21 protein-coding genes are annotated in these 17708 nt (G+C 71.3%); 10 read left to right on the top strand and 11 right to left on the bottom strand.

What is annotated here, in order from left to right; all coding sequences use genetic code 11:
- Positions 1–35 precede the first annotated feature (35 nt).
- The gene (locus tag ACIP5O_RS14735) at positions 36–956 is read left to right on the top strand and encodes an MBL fold metallo-hydrolase (RefSeq protein ID WP_401292877.1); all 921 of its coding nucleotides are present in this window, start codon (positions 36–38) and stop codon (positions 954–956) included.
- 18 nt (positions 957–974) lie between these two features.
- Here ACIP5O_RS14735 and ACIP5O_RS14740 read toward each other — a convergent pair whose 3' ends face one another.
- On the bottom strand, positions 975–2324 hold the full coding sequence (locus ACIP5O_RS14740) for an MDR family MFS transporter (protein ID WP_401292879.1): 1350 nt from the start codon (positions 2322–2324) through the stop codon (positions 975–977).
- A gap of 124 nt (positions 2325–2448) precedes the next feature.
- Here ACIP5O_RS14740 and ACIP5O_RS14745 point away from each other — a divergent pair, with 124 nt between their 5' ends.
- The gene (locus tag ACIP5O_RS14745) at positions 2449–3210 is read left to right on the top strand and encodes a phosphoglyceromutase (protein ID WP_388661662.1); all 762 of its coding nucleotides are present in this window, start codon (positions 2449–2451) and stop codon (positions 3208–3210) included.
- A 150-nt stretch (positions 3211–3360) separates the two neighbouring features.
- Here the strand turns inward: ACIP5O_RS14745 and ACIP5O_RS14750 are convergent, their stop codons facing one another.
- The 4 genes from ACIP5O_RS14750 to ACIP5O_RS14765 are packed head-to-tail and all read right to left on the bottom strand — an operon-like array spanning position 3361 to position 6321.
- Positions 3361–3798 (bottom strand): NUDIX domain-containing protein, encoded by a 438-nt coding sequence (locus ACIP5O_RS14750; protein WP_401292883.1) that lies wholly within the window; start codon positions 3796–3798, stop codon positions 3361–3363.
- A 45-nt stretch (positions 3799–3843) separates the two neighbouring features.
- Positions 3844–4635, bottom strand: coding sequence for an SDR family NAD(P)-dependent oxidoreductase (locus tag ACIP5O_RS14755; protein WP_401292886.1), 792 nt, complete (start codon positions 4633–4635; stop codon positions 3844–3846).
- On the bottom strand, positions 4616–5725 hold the full coding sequence (locus tag ACIP5O_RS14760; RefSeq protein WP_401292889.1) for a hypothetical protein: 1110 nt from the start codon (positions 5723–5725) through the stop codon (positions 4616–4618). The genes ACIP5O_RS14755 and ACIP5O_RS14760 overlap by 20 nt, the downstream gene beginning before the upstream one ends.
- Complete coding sequence (locus tag ACIP5O_RS14765; RefSeq protein ID WP_401293513.1) at positions 5722–6321, bottom strand: nucleotidyltransferase domain-containing protein; 600 nt, start codon at positions 6319–6321, stop codon at positions 5722–5724. Before ACIP5O_RS14765 ends, ACIP5O_RS14760 begins: the two co-directional genes overlap by 4 nt.
- 8 nt (positions 6322–6329) lie before the next feature.
- Here ACIP5O_RS14765 and ACIP5O_RS14770 point away from each other — a divergent pair, with 8 nt between their 5' ends.
- The gene (locus ACIP5O_RS14770; RefSeq protein ID WP_401292892.1) at positions 6330–6452 is read left to right on the top strand and encodes a DUF6368 family protein; all 123 of its coding nucleotides are present in this window, start codon (positions 6330–6332) and stop codon (positions 6450–6452) included.
- On the opposite strand, the gene ACIP5O_RS14775 is transcribed toward ACIP5O_RS14770, so the two are convergent.
- The 3 genes from ACIP5O_RS14775 to ACIP5O_RS14785 all read right to left on the bottom strand — a co-directional run bounded on the left by ACIP5O_RS14775 (position 6445) and on the right by ACIP5O_RS14785 (position 8572).
- Positions 6445–6879: a hypothetical protein gene (locus ACIP5O_RS14775; RefSeq protein WP_401292895.1), complete on the bottom strand. Its 435-nt coding sequence runs from the start codon at positions 6877–6879 to the stop codon at positions 6445–6447. The two genes, ACIP5O_RS14770 and ACIP5O_RS14775, sit on opposite strands and share 8 nt — an antisense overlap.
- A gap of 177 nt (positions 6880–7056) precedes the next feature.
- A complete protein-coding gene (locus ACIP5O_RS14780; RefSeq protein WP_401292898.1) occupies positions 7057–7338 on the bottom strand; it encodes a hypothetical protein in 282 nt (93 codons plus the stop codon).
- 91 nt (positions 7339–7429) lie between these two features.
- Positions 7430–8572 (bottom strand): hypothetical protein, encoded by a 1143-nt coding sequence (locus ACIP5O_RS14785; protein ID WP_401292901.1) that lies wholly within the window; start codon positions 8570–8572, stop codon positions 7430–7432.
- Positions 8573–8734: 162 nt separating this feature from the next.
- Here ACIP5O_RS14785 and ACIP5O_RS14790 point away from each other — a divergent pair, with 162 nt between their 5' ends.
- A complete protein-coding gene (locus ACIP5O_RS14790) occupies positions 8735–9223 on the top strand; it encodes a GNAT family N-acetyltransferase (RefSeq protein WP_401292903.1) in 489 nt (162 codons plus the stop codon).
- Positions 9224–9271: 48 nt separating this feature from the next.
- Here the strand turns inward: ACIP5O_RS14790 and ACIP5O_RS14795 are convergent, their stop codons facing one another.
- A complete protein-coding gene (locus ACIP5O_RS14795; protein ID WP_202527725.1) occupies positions 9272–9424 on the bottom strand; it encodes a hypothetical protein in 153 nt (50 codons plus the stop codon).
- Between the two features lie 145 nt (positions 9425–9569).
- Complete coding sequence (gene phoU / locus ACIP5O_RS14800; RefSeq protein WP_030221245.1) at positions 9570–10250, bottom strand: phosphate signaling complex protein PhoU; 681 nt, start codon at positions 10248–10250, stop codon at positions 9570–9572.
- Between the two features lie 347 nt (positions 10251–10597).
- On the opposite strand from phoU, the gene ACIP5O_RS14805 reads away from it, so the two are divergent.
- Positions 10598–11872: a sensor histidine kinase gene (locus tag ACIP5O_RS14805; RefSeq protein WP_401292908.1), complete on the top strand. Its 1275-nt coding sequence runs from the start codon at positions 10598–10600 to the stop codon at positions 11870–11872.
- Positions 11869–12549: a response regulator transcription factor gene (locus ACIP5O_RS14810; RefSeq protein WP_017242433.1), complete on the top strand. Its 681-nt coding sequence runs from the start codon at positions 11869–11871 to the stop codon at positions 12547–12549. The genes ACIP5O_RS14805 and ACIP5O_RS14810 overlap by 4 nt, the downstream gene beginning before the upstream one ends.
- Before the next feature lie 99 nt (positions 12550–12648).
- Here ACIP5O_RS14810 and ACIP5O_RS14815 read toward each other — a convergent pair whose 3' ends face one another.
- A complete protein-coding gene (locus tag ACIP5O_RS14815; protein ID WP_401292911.1) occupies positions 12649–13305 on the bottom strand; it encodes a DUF461 domain-containing protein in 657 nt (218 codons plus the stop codon).
- A gap of 783 nt (positions 13306–14088) precedes the next feature.
- On the opposite strand from ACIP5O_RS14815, the gene ACIP5O_RS14820 reads away from it, so the two are divergent.
- The 4 genes from ACIP5O_RS14820 to cysS all read left to right on the top strand — a co-directional run bounded on the left by ACIP5O_RS14820 (position 14089) and on the right by cysS (position 17689).
- Positions 14089–14571, top strand: coding sequence for a CarD family transcriptional regulator (locus ACIP5O_RS14820; protein WP_003953493.1), 483 nt, complete (start codon positions 14089–14091; stop codon positions 14569–14571).
- A gap of 377 nt (positions 14572–14948) precedes the next feature.
- A complete protein-coding gene (gene ispD / locus ACIP5O_RS14825) occupies positions 14949–15698 on the top strand; it encodes a 2-C-methyl-D-erythritol 4-phosphate cytidylyltransferase (protein ID WP_401292914.1) in 750 nt (249 codons plus the stop codon).
- Positions 15688–16218 (top strand): 2-C-methyl-D-erythritol 2,4-cyclodiphosphate synthase, encoded by a 531-nt coding sequence (gene ispF / locus ACIP5O_RS14830; RefSeq protein WP_401292917.1) that lies wholly within the window; start codon positions 15688–15690, stop codon positions 16216–16218. Before ispD ends, ispF begins: the two co-directional genes overlap by 11 nt.
- A gap of 73 nt (positions 16219–16291) precedes the next feature.
- Positions 16292–17689: a cysteine--tRNA ligase gene (gene cysS, locus ACIP5O_RS14835; protein WP_401292919.1), complete on the top strand. Its 1398-nt coding sequence runs from the start codon at positions 16292–16294 to the stop codon at positions 17687–17689.
- The last annotated feature ends 19 nt before the right edge of the window (positions 17690–17708 follow it).

The following is a 17708-nucleotide window of genomic DNA, read 5'->3' on the forward strand; positions in this document are numbered from 1 at the left end:
GAGCGGCCCGTCAACGCCTCCCTAGGCTCGACGGCATGAGCGACGAGAACGCACAGCGCATGGTCCTGGGGGACGTCGAGGTCGTCCGGGTCGTGGAGTGGCGGGGCCCGTTCGGGCCGGCCCGCGACCTCGTGCCGGGGGCCGGGCCCGGTCTGTGGGAGGACAACGAGGAGTGGCTGGCGCCGGACCACTGGAACCCGGAGGACGGCAGCGCGCGGATGGCGCTGCAGAGCTGGGTGCTGCGCAGCGGGGGCCGGACCGTCCTGGTCGACACGGGGGTGGGCGACGGGCGCGAGCGCCCGGCAGCGCCGCTCTTCCACCGGCGCCGGGACGACCTCCTCGGGGCCCTGGAGCGGGCGGGCGTACGACCCGAGGACGTGGACGTGGTCGTGAACACGCACCTGCACGCGGACCACGTCGGCTGGAACACCCGGCCCGGTGACGCGCCGGGCGAGTGGGTGCCGGCCTTTCCGAACGCCCGGTACCTCCTCCCGGCGGCCGACGACGCCCACTTCGGCCCGGGGAACGCGTACGGCGGCGGTCTGCGCGCGCAGGACCGGCTCGTGTACGAGGACAGCGTCGCGCCCGTGCACCGCGAGGGCCTGGCGGTGCTGTGGGACGGGCACCACCGCATCGACGGGAACCTGACGCTGGAGTCCCTGCCCGGCCACACCCCCGGGTCGTCGGTGCTGCGCCTGGAGTCCGGGGGAGACCGGGCGGTCTTCGTCGGGGACCTCGTCCACAGCCCCGTACAGCTCCTGGAGCCCTCGCACAACAGCTGCTTCTGCATGGACCCGGCGGGGGCGGGGGCCGGCCGCCGCCGGATCCTCGAACGGGCCGCGGACCGGCGGGAACTGGTCGTACCCGCGCACTTCGGCGGGGCGGGGGCGGCCGAAGTGCGCCGGGAGGGCGGGGGGTTCGCCCTGAAGAACTGGGCGGCGTGGACGGACGGGTGAGCCCCGGGCGGCGACGGTTCAGGTGCTGACGGGAGGGCCCTGGGGGGCGTCCTCGCCCTTCACGACGACGGGGGCGGGCGCGGGAGAGGACACGGGACCGGGCACGGGCGCGGGAACGGGAACAGACGGGGAGATGACGGCCCCGGTCTCCTCGTCCTCCGCGAGGGCCCTGCGCAGTCGGGTGGCGTACCCGGCGGCGGCGAGGACGCCGATCGCGGCCGTGGCCGCCCACAGCACGTCGGGCCCGGGACCGTCGACGATCGCGCCGGCGAGGATCGGGGCGACGAAACCGGCGACGGCCCAGGACATGCCCATGACGCCCTGGTAGCGGCCGCGGGCGTGCTCGGGGGCGAGGAGGGCGGTGGCGGCGGCGTTGGTCGGGACGTGGATCATCTCGCCGACGGTCCAGACGACCACGGTCGCGGCGAAGGCGACGGAGGACCCGGCGAGGGCGGTGGCGCCGGTGCCGAGGGCGAAGAGGAGGGAGGAGAGGACGAGGAGGAGGACGGGGGAGCGCTTGTCGGTGAGCTTGTTGACGAGGAGCTGGAAACCGACGATGACGACGCCGTTGACGGAGATGACGGCACCGTAGGAGGAGGCGGAGAGCCCCTGGTCGGCCATGGTGAGGGGGAGCCCGATCCAGGGCGCGGTGAAGACGAGACAGACGAGCAGATTGAGCAGGACGAGCGTGCGGAAGGGCGCGTCGCGCAGCACGGTGAGCGTGCTGACCTTCGGCTCGGCGACGGACTTCTCCTCCGTCGGGGTCCGCCGTTCGGGCCGGGTCTCGGGGAGCCGGAGGAAGACGATGACGGCGCACAGGACGGTGGCGAGGGCGTCGACGACGAAGAGGGTGCGGTAGCCGAGGAAGGCCGCGGCGCCGCCGCCGAGGGAGGCGATGGCGAAGCCGAGGTTGAGGGCCCAGTAGTTGAGGGCGTAGGCGCGGCGCACGTCGTGGGCGGGGACCATGTCGGCGATGGTGGCGTTGATGGAGGGGCGGACGGCCTGCATGGCGACGCCCATCAGCAGGACGACGGCGGCGATGCCCCAGGCGCTGGTGACGACGGCGAGGGCGGCGGCGCAGGCGGCGCCCGCGAGGTGCGTGGTGACCATGGTGGGGCGGCGGCCCCAGCGGTCGGTGAGCACGCCGCCGAGCGGGGATCCGACGACGCCGCCGAGGCCGTGGAGGGCGACGACGAGCCCGGCGAACCAGGCGGAGTGCCCGAGTTCCACGGTCAGGTAGAGGGAGAGGAAGGTGAGGACGAAGGCGCCGGTCCGGTTGACGAGGGTGGAGAGCCAGAGCCACCAGAAGCCGGGCGGAAGACCGGAGACCGTCTCGCGGGCCGATCGTCTGAGCGTACTGATGGACATGTGTGGCGCCCCCTGGCATACGTAAGCCCCTATATGGCTCTGCGTAACTTACGCATCTCTCATGCCGGACACCACTCAATTGACGACGCGCGTCAAGCGTCGGGGGTCGATTAGGCTCGTGCGCATGGCCGACGCACCGTACAAGCTGATCCTCCTCCGCCACGGCGAGAGCGAGTGGAACGAGAAGAATCTGTTCACCGGATGGGTGGACGTGAACCTCACCGCGAAGGGCGAGAAGGAGGCGACGCGCGGCGGCGAGCTGCTCAAGGACGCCGGCCTGCTGCCCGACGTGCTGCACACCTCCCTCCAGAAGCGCGCCATCCGCACGGCGCAGCTCGCCCTGGAGTCGGCGGACCGCCACTGGATCCCGGTGAACCGCTCCTGGCGCCTGAACGAGCGCCACTACGGCGCCCTCCAGGGCAAGGACAAGGCGCAGACGCTCGCCGAGTTCGGCGAGGAGCAGTTCATGCTGTGGCGCCGCTCGTACGACACCCCGCCGCCGGCGCTGTCGGACGACAGCGAGTACTCGCAGGCCCACGACGCCCGCTACCAGACGATCCCGCCGGAGCTGCGCCCGCGCACGGAGTGCCTCAAGGACGTCGTCGAGCGGATGCTCCCGTACTGGTACGACAGCATCGTCCCGGACCTCCTCACCGGCCGCACGGTCCTGGTCGCCGCCCACGGCAACAGCCTCCGCGCCCTGGTCAAGCACCTGGACGGCATCTCGGACGCGGACATCGCGGGCCTCAACATCCCGACCGGCATCCCCCTCGCCTACGAACTCGACGAGAACTTCAAGCCCCTCAACCCGGGCGGCACCTACCTCGACCCGGAGGCGGCGGCGGCGGCGATCGAGGCCGTGAAGAACCAGGGCAAGAAGAAGTAGCCCTGCCCTGACGCACGAACGGGCCCCCTGCCTGCGGTTCCTTCCGCCGGGAGGGGGTTTCTTCGTGCACGGGGGCCGTGTGTGGGCCGTCGGACCGGCTACCGGGCCGCGCCGTACGCGACGGCGACGGCCTTCCGGTTCGGGGACGGATCAGAGCGCTGCCCCGGCTCCGAGGCCTCCGGCACGGATGGCTCCCCGCAGGACGTGGGCGATCTCCTCGGGCTTGAGGTCGATGCCGTCGAGCCCCTTCAGGGTCAGCGGGATCTCCTCCAGCGCGTACGCGCCGCGGCCCTCGGCGCTGAACTCGGGGCCGGTGCGGTCGTCGAAGGACCATGTCGTGATGCGGGCGAGGTAGAAGAGCTGACGCTCGTCGGCGGACTCCATCGTGTGGAGGAGGCGGACGATGTCGGCCTTCCCCGCGATCTCCTCGTGGATCTCGCGGTGGAGGGCGGCCTCGCGGGACGCGTCGCCCGGTTCGACGCCGCCGCCGGGCAGGACCCAGTACTCGGGGATGCCGGGCCTGGTACGGCGGATGACCAGCATCGTGTCGTCGGCGGTGACGAGGACGGCGCGGACTCGTTCGATCATGTCGGTCTGTCTCCTTGCTTGTTGACGGTTTGCCTGTCGGCGGTCTCAGTGCAGCAGCCAGCCGCCGTCGACGTGGACGGACTGCCCCGTGATGAACGAGGCGGAGGGGCCCACGAGGAACGCCACCAGGGCCGCGACGTCTTCGGGCCGGCCACGGCGCGGCACGCACTGGCGCTTGATCTGGTCCTCCGGCCGTGCACGGTGCCGGGCGGGGAGGGCGTTCTCGGCCTCGACCTGGATGGCCCCGGGCATGACGGTGTTGACGCAGATTCCGTACGGGCCCAGTTCGCGGGCCAGGGAACGGGTCAGGCCAAGGAGGCCGGCCTTCGCGGTGCCGTACGCGACGAGGTTGGTTCGGCCGGCGCGGGCGTTGACGCTGCCGATGTTCACGATCCGGCCCCAGCGGCGTTCGATCATGCCGGGGGTGAGTGTGTGACAGGTGCGGTAATGGGCGGTGAGGTTCACGTCGAGGGAGTGGTTCCAGGCGGCTTCGTCGGTGTCCTGCCAGGCGACGCGGGGGTAGGAACCGGCGTTGTTCACCAAGATATCGACGGGTCCGATCTCGGCACGGACGAGGTCGGCCATGGTCCGGACGGAGCCCGGGTCGGTCAGGTCGGCGTTCACCGCGATCCCGGGACTGCCGACGCGTTCGAAGGCGGCGAGGAGGGCGTGGGCGTCGGTGTCCTGGCCGAGGTGGTTGACCGCGACGGTCGCTCCGGCGGCGGCCAGCGCCCGCCCGATCTCGGCGCCGATGCCGGTGGCCCCACCGGTGACGAGGGCGGTGCGGCCTTGGAGGGGCCGGGTCTGGAGAGAGGGCTCAAGCAGAGGAAGGGACACGGCTGCTCCGTTCACCGAGGTGGGGGCGAGGGGTCGGTGTGGTGGTGAAGAAGGTGTCGAGCGTCGTGTGCGGGTCCTGACTCTCGGCGAGTTTGATCAGGGCGAGCAGGAGGTCGTGACCGGTCAGCCGGGAGGGCGGGACGACGCCGAGGATGCGCAGGGCGAGGAAGGCGCGGAGCTCCTCCAGGCTGCTGCCCTTCTCCCCGCAGAGACCTTGCAGGGCACGGGAGACGGCCGCCATACGACCGGGGCCGGTGGCCCAGACGTACCGGACGTCGATGTGCCGACTGCTCCGGTGCAGTTCCAGGTGTTTGACGCGCGGGCGGGACAGCGGCGGCAGGGCGAGGCGGAGGGTGCGGGCGTACACGTCGGGCTGGTAGCGGGGGACGAGCCAGCCGCCCAGGGCCATCAGGTACCAGAGCAGGTTGGCGGCCTCGCCCGCGACGGTGTTGCGGCCGGCGAACTCGAAGTCGAGCCAGCACAGCGGGTCGGCGATGTTGGGTTCCGTGGGGTCGCCCTGCGTCAGGCCGGCGAACAGACGGCGGTCGGGAGCCAGGGCGTGGCGGAGGCTGTCGATCGTGTCGGCGACGTTCATCGTCAGCGGTCTGCCGTTGACGGTGAGAGTGAAGTCGGCCAGTTCCCGGAGGGTGAGGGTCGTATCGGTGTGGGGCAGGGCGATCGGCAGTTCGTGGCGCAGATACCAGCGGTCAAGGCGGCCACCGGGGCGGATGCGGTCGAGGTAGAGGTCCGGGACGCACTCGGCCAGCAGCACGCTCTTTCCGGTCTCCCCGACTGCTGCCCGCAGGTCGGCGCAGACGCCGTCCACGAGGCGGTCCAGGCGGGGCCGCACGGCCGGGTCGCGGTCGGCGAGGGCGATCACGTCCCCCAGGAGCAGCTCGCACCGGCCGGTGGCGAAGACGTCCTCGTAGGCGAGGAGCCGTCGCCCGTCCGGTAACGCGAGCTGCCCGTGAAAGGGCGGAACCGCGATGCGGGAGGCGAGCCGTGCCCATCCCTTCGCCTCGGATTCGGCCTGCACGCGAGTCGCCACCGTCTTGTGGAAGACGCCCGCCGTGGCTGCGGTCCGCCTCACCGTGTCTCCTCAGGAAAGGTGTCCAGCCAACCCTGGAGAACGAGACGGGCGAGCACTTCGGCGGCGGGCCGGTCGGTACGGGCGGTGGTGACCAGGCTCGTGTCCTGCCGGGTGGCATCGAGGAGGACGGTGAGGGCGTCGCTGTCGGAGGGGCGCTCGATCCCGCTGAAGCGGAGCTGGATCTTCGCGAGCAGTGCAGTGACTTTGTAGAGGCCGCGGAGGTCTGGAGTTCCCTTGAGGAACTGGCGGCGGATCTCGACGGCGGCCTGGATGCCGTCGCGCAGGCTGGCCGTGACGTCGGCGGCCGCGTCCGGAGCGGGCAGGGTCAGACCGGGGGTGGACCAGAGGGGGATTAGAGCCCCGCTGCCGATGAGCGCGAGGACATGGAGGAGCCGGGAGGTGACGGCGCTGGCCCGGCACTCGGCTCGGGTGAGTACGGTCATGCCGAGTTTGACCCCGCCGAGTTCGGCCTCCAGTTCCGCGAGGATCTGACGCATCTCGTCGAGGGCGGATGTGTCGGCCACGACCAGGACGTCGAGGTCACTCCAACCGTGCTGGTACTTGCCCCGGGCGCCGCTGCCGGTGACGGCCAGCAGACGGACAGGTGCCGGTCGTCGCCGGTCTCCCGGGGGTCCTGGGGATCGCGGACGACGACTGGACGGTGCTGGGAACGGCGGAGTTCCTGCGGGCCTGGGCCGGGCACCCCGCCTTCCGGCTGCTCAAGTAGCCAGGCTGGGACGGAGCAGTTCCTCGGCGGAACAGTCCGAATCGGGGTCTTCCACCAGGCAGAGGCTGAGCCCTTGGGCGTCGCGGCGGATCAGGGCGGACAGAAGGCACGAGGACTCCTGGTCGCCGAACGTCAGCGCGATGTGATCACCGCTGGTGAACCGGTCGTCGGCGAACGACGCACCCTTCTCGTCCGGTGCGCTGAAGAAACTCCACCGCCCGGTGATCGCATCGGGGCAGCTCGTGCCCCCCAGCAGGGCACGCTCGATGTGCTCCCCCGCCATGTCCCGGTCGGCTTCCAGCCGAAGGCGGGCGCCGGCCGCGTTGCTCCACGCACCCGCGAGGACGGCTTCACCGACGCGCGCGTCTTCGCCTCCGGCCTGTGCGCAGCCCGCGCAGGCCCACGCGAACACGGCGACCATCGCCACCCAACGTCTTCCGGAGAAGGCCATTCGTCCCCCACCCTCCTCGTTGATTGAACGCGTTCAGAATAGGGGAGGGTGGGGGTGCACCTGCACGGGGCCCGGCATCACCGTGGGGTCTGCCGGGACTGCCGGTCCCGGAGCGCGAGGGAGTGACCCCGTTCCTCGGGGCGGGGCCATGGCTCAGGGTTCGCCACCGCCCCGCAGCTCCTCCATCCGTCGGCGGGCGTAGCCCTCCAGTTCCTGCTTGATGGCCATGACGTCCTCGACGCGGATGCGGACGGGCCCGCAGTGCAGGGCGTCGCAGGAGCGGGGAGAACTGCCGTCGATGAGGGAGACGCCGCTGAGCACCGTGCCCGCCACCTCGTCGACCGCGGTGCACAGCACCGGGTGGAAGGAGCAGTCCTCATAGATGTCGCCCACCTGGATGCCGTTCGGATTTCCGGGGGTCGGTATCTCGCTCATGGGGTCAACCTGTCACGCGGGTGGCTTCGACGCTCCTGTGTTCCAGGGCCACCGTCCCGAGCCTCTCGGGCCCAGGGCGGGGGCCCGTTCCTCAGGCGCCCGCAGGATCCTCCGCGACTCCGAAGTGCCGGGAGACCTCGTCGAGCGTGAAGCGGGCGCGGAGTTTGCAGGCGGAGTTCTGGTTGGCGAAGAAGCCCGGGCGCCACAGGGCCTGTTCGCGGGGGGCGGCGCGTTCCCAGGTGACCGGGACGATCCACTCGCGACGGTCCTCGCCGTTCTGCGGGGCGTCCGGTCCGTCCTGCGCGGCCTCCGCCCCGTCCCGGCGGTAGGTGCCCGCCAGGGGCAGGTCGGCCATGGGCCGGGGCTCGCCGTCCACGGCCAGGAGGGCGCCCTCGAAGGGCCGGGCCTCGCCCGACACCGTGCCGACCCCCACGTACCCCGCCTTGGGGATGTGGGTGAACACGCGCGCCCCGACCGGCAGGGAGCGGATCGTGCGGGAGAACCACTCCCCGCCGCCGGCCGACACGAAGCCGTAGCGGCACGCGTCGTCCCAGTTCCGGCCCTCGCACTCGTCGCCGAACGAGACGTACCAGTCCGTTCCGTTCCAGGGTTCCTGCTTTCCGCGCGCCTTCGTCCCCGCCGCCGGGACCGCCGTCTCGACGTCGTCGATCAGCCAGGTGCGCGCCAGGTAGGAGCGGCCCTCGTCCTCGAAGTACCGGAAGAAGAGCACGTTGACCGGCACCCGGAAGCCGGACGCCAGATAACCGACGATCCGTTCCGTCGCTACCTCCACCTCGCTCGCGACGATCGTCAGGGAGTGGGTGGATTTCAGGACCTCCGGCGGGCTGCCGCCGAACCTCAGCGCGAAGGCCTCGTCCAGTTCCTTCGGCAAGTTCCGCTCGCGGGCATACGCGCCGTAGATGTCGCGTACCTGCTCGTTGGACAGCTCCTGGACCCAGGAGCCGTAGTCGAGGACCTGCGCGACCACGTCACGCAGCGTGCGGTCCCGCTTGAGTTCGAGCACGTGCAGGTTGCCCTCGGCGTCCATGCCGAGGAGGTCCACGAACTTGTTGTACTGCGTGGACACCTGACGCCCAATCAGTAGCAGGGGTGTTCCCAGGATTCCCGGGTCCGCCTCGATCAGGCCTTCGAGGCGGTCCTCCAGCGGCATCGGCCGCGTAACCACCCACACGGGCTTGTCGTCCACCCGCCACAGTCCGAATTCCAGCGGCACGTCCGCACTCCCCTCTGCTCGGGCCCGAAGCCGACCGAAGTCAAGCAACCGGCACGGCGGAGGTCTCGCCGAGCAGGTTGTATCGGCAGGGACGCGTTCCGACGTACGCGTGGACACGTAAATCGCACGACTGATCCGTACGCCCCCGATAGCTTTCGGATCATGAGCAGCACCCCCGCCACCCCACGTACGTCCCTCCGTCTGGAGCACGTCACCCCCGCCACCGTCGACGCCGCCCTCGACCTCCGCGTCCACCCCCACCAGGAGCGGAACGTCGCGCCCGTCGTGCGGTCCCTCGCCGAGGCCTACGCCTTCGGGGAGGCCGCCTGGCCGCGGCTCGTCTTCGACGGGGAGCGGCTCGTCGGGTTCCTCATGGCCTTCCTCGACCTCCCGTGGAGCGAGGAGGACCCCGGCGATCGGCGCAGTGGGCTCTGGCGGCTCAACATCTCCGCCGACGCGCAGGGCAAGGGGTACGGGCGCTTCGCCGTCCTCTCCGTCGCCGACGAGCTGCGGCGGCGCGGTGCGTCGCAGATGTACGTGACCTGGGAACCCGGCGACGACGGGCCCGGCGCGTTCTACCGCCGGCTCGGGTTCCGCACCACCGGGGAGACGAGCGGACAGCAGGTCGTCGGCGTGCTCGATCTCCAATAAAAAGGGGCAGGGGTGCGGCTTGTCGCACCCCTGCCCCCTGCACGCGCGTCAGCCCGAGCAGCCCCCGCACTGGCACGGCGCGCCCGACTGGCAGCCGCAGCCGCAGCCCGAGCCGCAGCCGCAGGCGCCGAGGACGGGCAACAGGACCGCCTCACGCGGCGGCTCCGGCCCGGAGTCGGTCGTCATCGGGGAATCGGCCATGGGGGTCCCTCCCTTTCGAGGCGCGGATCGCCTCCCCCCATTGCATGCCCACCCGGGCGGGCGCATCAACGGCGCATTGGAGCCCGCACAACCGTGCGCCCCCCGAACAACCCCGAGCACGACCCCGCACCGCCCCGACAAGGCGCTACGCGCCCTCCACCGGCGCGTCCGCCGCCTGGAGCTCGTCCGCGTGCTCGCCCGTCACCAGGTAGACCACCCGCTTCGCCACCGACACCGCGTGGTCCGCGAACCGCTCGTAGTACCGGCCGAGCAGCGTCACGTCCACCGCCGTCTCGATGCCGTGCTTCCACCGGTCGTCCATCAGGTGCCGGAACAGCGTCCGGTGCAGCAGGTCCATCTCGTCGTCGTCCTGCTCCAGCTGGAGCGCCAGGTCGACGTCCTTCGTGATGATGACCTCCGCCGCCTTCGCCATCAGGCGCTGCGCCAGCTGTCCCATCTCCAGGATGGTCGCGTGCAGGTCGCGCGGCACCGCCGACTCCGGGAACCGCAGCCGCGCCAGCTTCGCCACGTGCTGCGCCAGGTCGCCCGAGCGCTCCAGGTCGGCGCTCATCCGCAGCGAGGTCACCACGATCCGCAGGTCCGTCGCCACCGGCTGCTGGCGCGCGAGCAGCGCTATCGCCCGCGCCTCCAGGTCGTGCTGGAGGTCGTCGACCTTCTGGTCCGCGGCGATCACGCTCTCCGCGAGCTTCAGGTCCGCGTCGAGCATCGCCGTCGTGGCGCGCCCGATCGCCGACCCGACGAGCCGGGCCATCTCGACCAGGCTCTCCCCGATCGAGTCCAGTTCCTCGTGGTACGCGTCGCGCATGGATGTCCCTCTCTACGCAAAACTGCAAAGCTGCAGGGCTGCAAGGCTGCAAGGCTGTGAAGCCGCAAGGCTCCGGGGGCTCCGGGGGCTCCTGAGGGCTCCTGAGGCTCCGGGGTACGGATGGGGTCCGAACCCCACGCTCCCACGTTCGGCCCCCTACGCGTCCGGTTCCACCCCCTCGTGTGAACCGCCACCGTCCCCCAGGTGAACTCTGGGCGACGCACGCCACCGCGCCCACCGGGACAAGTGAACCGGCCGGGTCCCCACGGTGAACTCTGGGCGACGACTGTTCGAGGAGCCACTCGGACGGCTGGGAGAGCACCCGCGACCCCGCATAACCTTGAGGCATGGACGTGAACGCGGCGGTCGCCGCATTGGCAGCGATCGCCGGCGTGTGCACCGGCGTGATCGCCATGCTGGCGTTCCGCTGGAGCGAACGCGACCAGACGCGCCCCACCCGCACCTCGCTGCACACCGACGCCGTGCTCCCGCCCGGCGTCGACACCGTGCTGTCCGTACTGCGCTCCTCCGCGGTCGTCCTCGACGAGAGCGACTCCGTGGTGAAGGCCAGCTCGGCGGCGTACGCGCTCGGTCTGGTCCGCGGCGGCAAGCTGGCCGTCGACCCCATGCTCAACATGGCCCGGGACACCCGCCGGGACGGGGAGATACGGCAGGTCGAACTGGACCTGCCCCGGCGCGGCACCGGACGCGGCGAGGCCCTCGCCGTCTCCGCCCGCGTCGCCCCGCTGGGCTCCCGGCTCGTGCTGCTCCTGGTGGAGGACCTCACCGAGGCCCGGCGCATCGAGGCGGTGCGGCGCGACTTCGTCGCCAATGTCAGCCACGAGCTGAAGACCCCCACGGGCGCGCTCTCGCTGCTCTCCGAGGCCGTCATGGACGCCTCGGACGACCCCGAGGCGGTCACCCGCTTCGCCGGCCGGATGCAGATCGAGGCGACCCGTCTGACCAATCTCGTACAGGAGCTCATCGACCTCTCCCGCGTGCAGAACGACGACCCGCTGGAGGACTCCGAGCCGGTGTCCGTGGACGAGCTGGTCGCCGAGGCGATCGACCGCTCGCGGCACACCGCCACCACCAAGCAGATCACTATGGTCTCGAATGTATGGGCGCCCGAAGGGCCCGAGCAGGGTGGTGGGCGACGGGAGGGCGGCGCGGCCGGCCTGCGGGTCTGGGGGAGCCGCGGCCAGCTCGCCGCCGCCCTCGGCAACCTCGTCGAGAACGCCGTCAACTACTCACCGGCCCACACCCGCGTCGGCGTCGCGGCCCGCAAGGTCGCCGCGCCCGGCGGCGACCTCATCGAGATAGCCGTCACCGACCAGGGCATCGGCATCCCCGACAAGGACAAGGAGCGCGTCTTCGAGCGCTTCTACCGCGTCGACCCCGCCCGCTCCCGTGCCACCGGCGGCACGGGCCTGGGCCTCGCCATCGTGAAGCACGTGGCCGCCTCGCACGGCGGGGAGGTCACCGTCTGGAGCACCGAGGGTCAGGGCTCCACCTTCACCCTGCGGCTGCCCGAGGCGGGCTCCGCACGGGACCGCCGGCCCGCCTCCCCCGCCCCCGATCTCATGACCGAACCGCTTCCCGCCCCGGAGGTCCTTCCGTGACCCGAGTGCTCGTCGTCGAGGATGAGGAATCCTTCAGCGACGCCCTGTCGTACATGCTCCGCAAAGAGGGCTTCGAGGTCGCCGTCGCGGCGACCGGGCCCGACGGCCTCGACGAGTTCGAGCGCAACGGAGCCGACCTCGTCCTCCTCGACCTGATGCTTCCGGGCCTTCCCGGTACCGAGGTGTGCCGCCAGCTGCGCGGCCGCTCGAACGTCCCGGTGATCATGGTGACCGCCAAGGACAGCGAGATCGACAAGGTCGTCGGCCTGGAGATAGGGGCCGACGACTACGTGACCAAGCCCTTCTCCTCGCGGGAGCTGGTCGCCCGCATCCGCGCGGTGCTCCGCCGCCGCGGCGAGCCGGAGGAGGTCACCCCGGCGGCCCTGGAGGCCGGCCCGGTCCGCATGGACGTCGACCGGCACGTGGTCACCGTCTCCGGCGGCAAGGTCGACCTGCCCCTGAAGGAGTTCGACCTCCTGGAGATGCTGCTGCGCAACGCGGGCCGCGTGCTCACCCGCATGCAGCTCATCGACCGGGTCTGGGGCGCGGACTACGTCGGCGACACCAAGACCCTCGACGTCCACGTCAAGCGCCTGCGCGCCAAGATCGAACCGGACCCGGGCGCCCCGCGCTACCTGGTGACGGTCCGGGGCCTGGGCTACAAGTTCGAGCCGTAGACAGCCCCGGCATCCGAGTTCGCCGGTATCCGAGTTCGTACGTGAAAGGGGCACCCCCTCCGAGGGGGTGCCCCTTTCACGTACGGGCGGGTACGGCGCTCAGTGGCCGGCCGCGTGGCTCGCCTCGCCCGTCGGCGTCGCGGAGCCCTCCGTGCCGTGCTCGGCGCCGGGCTCAGCACCGTGCCCGGCCTCGCCCGACGGCGTCGCCGAGGCGGTCGGCGTGGCGGCCGGGGGAGCGGGGACGACCTCCGGGCCGAACTCCGTGAAGTAGCCCTTCGCGGGGACGACGAAGGCCTCCAGGCCCACCTCGCCGGTCCTGCTCAGCTTGAAGACGACCTTCTGCGCGTCGCCGAGGCGGGCGGACTCGGTGCCGTTCTCGATCACGGCGGTGGCGTTGCCCGCGCCGCCGATGACGACGGAGCCGCCGGCCGGGACGGTGACCGCGCCGGTGCCACCGGCCGGCGTCAGCTTCACGGTCGCGCTCGAACCCGGCAGGGTGATCGCGTCGAGGGTCTGCGGCTGGGAGCCGCCGTTGAAGACCGTGGCCGAGACGGCGGCCGGGCCCTTGACGCCGGTCTCGGGCTGCGTGATGACCAGGGCGTTCTGGATCTTGACGTCGTCCACGGTGACGGCGGCGTTGTCCGGACGGATCTGGAGGGTCTGCGCGTCGTTGCCCGCACCGCAGGCGGACAGGGCGGCGACGGAGAACACGATGGCGGTGGCGGCGAGGGCGCCGCGTCGAAGGCTGCGGCTCACGGCGGCGGCATCTCCTAGGACGTACGGACGGGTGTGAGGACCAGGCGCCGACTGAAGGCGTGTCAGCGCGCTTCAGGTTACCGAGCCGCACTCTCCGTCCCGCACCCGACCCGCCCCTAGGGCCTGTCCGGCGGATCAGGGTCGGACAGGTCGCGGCGTCTGGTGCGGTGCCTCGCAAGGCGCCGGAGCGGCTCGATAGCGGAGCTATCGGGACGTTTCGGCAACGCGGCGAGGTGCCGTGCCAGGCGTCGCGGCCCCGGCCATGATCCGCCGGACAGGCCCTAACCGGCCGCACCCGCCTCCGACCGCCCCGACCGCTCCCGCCCCCCGTCGCTCCGCGTGGCCGGATCACGACCCATTGACCCGTTGTTCACATAACCGCCTTGATCAATTCGGGGCCCGCCCCGCATTCCCCGGAGCCGTCCCTCCGGGAAATCCCGGACCGATGTCGGCCGATCTCGGCTGATCAATTTCGGGAATCGCCCCACGATGCATCCGTACGGGTGACCGATCCTCGAACGGAGTACGTGAAGAAGGCCACTCCGAACCAGACAAACCAGGACATCACTCCCTCTTCCCGGAAGCCCGGGTAGGTGTAACGTGCGCGTTTCTCTCCGTCCGCACAGCCGCTCCGACCTGCGAATACCCCCTTCCGGAAGCTCTCCGCAGCACGTCCGCGTCGCTGTTGTCAAGCCCTGAGATATGCCCTGACCTGCGAAAACGCCATTCAGAAGAAGCCGTATCCGTGTTACTCTGGATAGCCACGGAAGGGGTACCTGTCACATGACGTTCAAGGTTGGCGACACCGTGGTCTATCCCCATCACGGGGCCGCGCTGATCGAGGCCATCGAAACTCGCCAGATCAAAGGCGTGGACAAGACCTACTTGGTGCTCAAGGTCGCGCAGGGTGACCTGACGGTCCGCGTGCCGGCGGACAACGCGGAGTTCGTCGGGGTCCGCGACGTGGTCGGTCAGGACGGGCTGGACCGGGTCTTCGAGGTGCTGCGCGCGCCGTACGCCGAGGAGCCGACGAACTGGTCCCGTCGCTACAAGGCAAATCTCGAGAAGCTCGCCTCCGGCGACGTCATCAAGGTCGCCGAAGTGGTGCGCGACCTGTGGCGGCGCGAGCGCGAGCGGGGTCTCTCCGCAGGTGAGAAGCGCATGCTCGCCAAGGCCCGGCAGATCCTGGTCAGCGAGCTGGCCCTCGCGGAGAACACGAACGAGGACAAGGCCGAGGCTCTCCTCGACGAGGTCCTCGCGTCCTGAGCGTGGTCCGGCCACACCGGAGCGCGTTCCTCAAGTGAAGCGATGCCGCGGTGCCCGCTGGCGTGCTGTGATCCACACAGCGCTGTCGCCGGGCGCTGCGGCATGTTCGCGTACGGTTCGCGTACGAAGTCCCCGGACGCGTCCGGGTCCTGTACGCCGAACCCTGACAGAACCCGGACACGTACGAAAGCCTGATACGTACAGAAACCTGATGCGTACCACGTACCGGTTCCCCGATGCGTACGTCCGAACCCCCTGTGCTGGGCGGCAACGCCTCGACCGTCGTCACGGAAAGGGCCCGGTCAAGGCGGAGCGTCCGGCACGGTGAGTGCCATACCCATGTCGGCCGCGGAAACAAACCTGCCGGAGTGCAACCGATGTCAGACGAAGCGCGTCCCAGTCGTACCGCCGTCGTGATCCCGGCGGCCGGACGGGGCGTACGCCTCGGCCCGGGCGCCCCCAAGGCGCTGCGCGCGCTGAACGGCACCCCCATGCTCGTCCACGCCGTCCGCGCGATGGCCGCCTCCCGCGCGGTCTCGCTCGTCGTCGTGGTCGCGCCCCCCGACGGCGCCGCCGAGGTCAAGAACCTCCTCGACGCCCACGCCCTCCCCGAGAGGACCGACTACCTGGTCGTCCCCGGCGGCGACACCCGCCAGGAGTCCGTCCGCCTCGGCCTCGAAGCGCTCCCCGAGGGCCTCACCACCGTCCTCGTCCACGACGCGGCCCGCCCGCTCGTCCCCGTCGACACCGTGGACGCCGTCATCGAGGCCGTACGGGACGGGGCCGTCGCCGTCGTCCCCGCACTGCGCGTGGCCGACACCGTCAAGGAGGTCGAGCCGGCGGAGAGGCCCGGCGACCCCGAGCAGGTCGTCGCCACCCCGGTCCGCGCCCGCCTCCGCGCGGTCCAGACCCCGCAGGGCTTCGACCGCGACACCCTCGTGAACGCCCACGCCACCGTCGCCCTCGCCGGAGAGGGCGCCACCGACGACGCCGGCATGGTCGAGAAGCTCGGCGCGCCCGTCGTCGTCGTGCCCGGCCACGAAGAGGCCTTCAAGGTGACCCGCCCCCTCGACCTCGTCCTCGCCGAGGCCGTACTCGCCCGCAGGAGGGCCAACGATGGCTTCTGAGCCGATGAACCTCCCCCGCACCGGCATCGGCACCGACGTCCACGCCTTCGAGAAGGGCCGGGAACTGTGGTGCGCGGGCCTCCTCTGGGACGAATCCGAGAGCGACGGGTACGGACTCGCCGGGCACTCCGACGGCGATGTCGCCGCCCACGCCGCCTGCGACGCCCTCTTCTCCGCCGCCGGCATCGGCGACCTCGGCGCCCACTTCGGCACCTCGCGCCCCGAGTGGTCCGGCGCCTCCGGCACCACCCTGCTCGCCGAGGCCGCCCGGATCGTCCGCGCCGAGGGGTACGAGATCGGGAACGTCGCCGTGCAGGTCGTCGGCGTCCGCCCCAAGGTCGGCAAGCGGCGCGACGAGGCGCAGAAGGCGCTGAGCGAGGCGGCCGGCGCGCCGGTCTCCGTCTCCGGCACCACCACCGACGGCCTCGGCCTCACCGGCCGCGCCGAGGGCCTCGCCGCCCTGGCGACCGCGCTCGTCTACCCCGTACGGAAGCCCGCGCAGGACCCCGTACGGAAGTAGGGGCGACGAAAAACGTGCCCCGTGGCCGGGAACAGGTCGCGGGGCACCACCACACGCCCACTACCCTGGAGGGGTGACTATTCGCCTGTACGACACCAGCGCCCGGCAGATCCGTGACTTCACCCCGCTCACACCGGGCTGTGTCTCGATCTACCTCTGTGGCGCCACCGTCCAGGCGGCCCCGCACATCGGCCACATCCGGTCGGGGCTGAACTTCGACATCATGCGCCGCTGGTTCGAGTACCGCGGCTACGACGTCACCTTCGTTCGCAACGTCACCGACATCGACGACAAGATCATCGCGAAGGCGGCCGAGCAGGGCCGCCCCTGGTGGTCCATCGGGTACGAGAACGAGCGCGCGTTCAACTCCGGTTACGACGCCCTCGGTTGCCTGCCGGCGACCTACGAGCCGCGCGCCACCGGGCACGTCCCCGAGATGATCGAGATGATGCGCGGCCTCATCGAGCGCGGCCACGCCTACGAGGCGGACGGCAGCGTCTACTTCGACGTGCGCTCCTTCCCGGGCTACCTGGAGCTGTCCAACCAGGACATCGACGACCTGCGCCAGCCCGACGAGGGCGTCTCCGGCAAGCGCGACCCGCGCGACTTCGCCATGTGGAAGGCGACCAAGCCGGGCGAGCCCGACTGGGAGACGCCGTGGGGCCGCGGCCGTCCCGGCTGGCACCTGGAGTGCTCGGCCATGGCCCACAAGTACCTGGGCTCCGCCTTCGACGTCCACGGCGGCGGCCTCGACCTGATCTTCCCGCACCACGAGAACGAGATCGCCCAGGCCAAGGCCTTCGGCGACGCGTTCGCGCAGTACTGGGTGCACAACGCCTGGGTCACCATGAGCGGCGAGAAGATGTCGAAGTCGCTCGGCAACAGCGTGCTCGTGTCCGAGATGGTGAAGAACTGGCGCCCCATCGTCCTGCGCTACTACCTGGGCACCCCGCACTACCGCTCGATGATCGAGTACAGCGAGGAGTCCCTGCGCGAGGCCGAGTCGGCGTTCGCCCGCATCGAGGGCTTCGTCCAGCGCGCCACCGAGAAGGCCGGGGCGCCCGTCGCCCCCGCCGCCGAGGTGCCGCCGGCCTTCGCCGAGGCCATGGACGACGACCTGGGCGTGCCGCACGCGCTCGCGATCATCCACACCACCGTCCGCCAGGGCAACAGCGCCCTCGCCGCGGACGACAAGGACGAGGCCATCGCCCGTCTCGCCGAGGTCCGGGCCATGCTCGGCGTCCTCGGCCTGGACCCCCTCGACCCGCGGTGGGCCGAGGAGTCCGGCGGCGGCGAGGAGCTCCACGGCGTCGTCGACACCCTCGTACGGCTCGTGCTCCAGCAGCGCGAGTCGGCGCGCGAGCGGAAGGACTGGGCGACCGCGGACGCGATCCGCGACCAGCTGGGCCAGTCCGGCCTCGCCATCGAGGACAGCCCCGACGGCCCCCGCTGGACGCTGGGCAACCGTTAGAAGACGTGCCGCTCGGACC

The organism is Streptomyces sp. NPDC088915 (genome assembly GCF_044749825.1).
Taxonomy (GTDB): domain Bacteria; phylum Actinomycetota; class Actinomycetes; order Streptomycetales; family Streptomycetaceae; genus Streptomyces.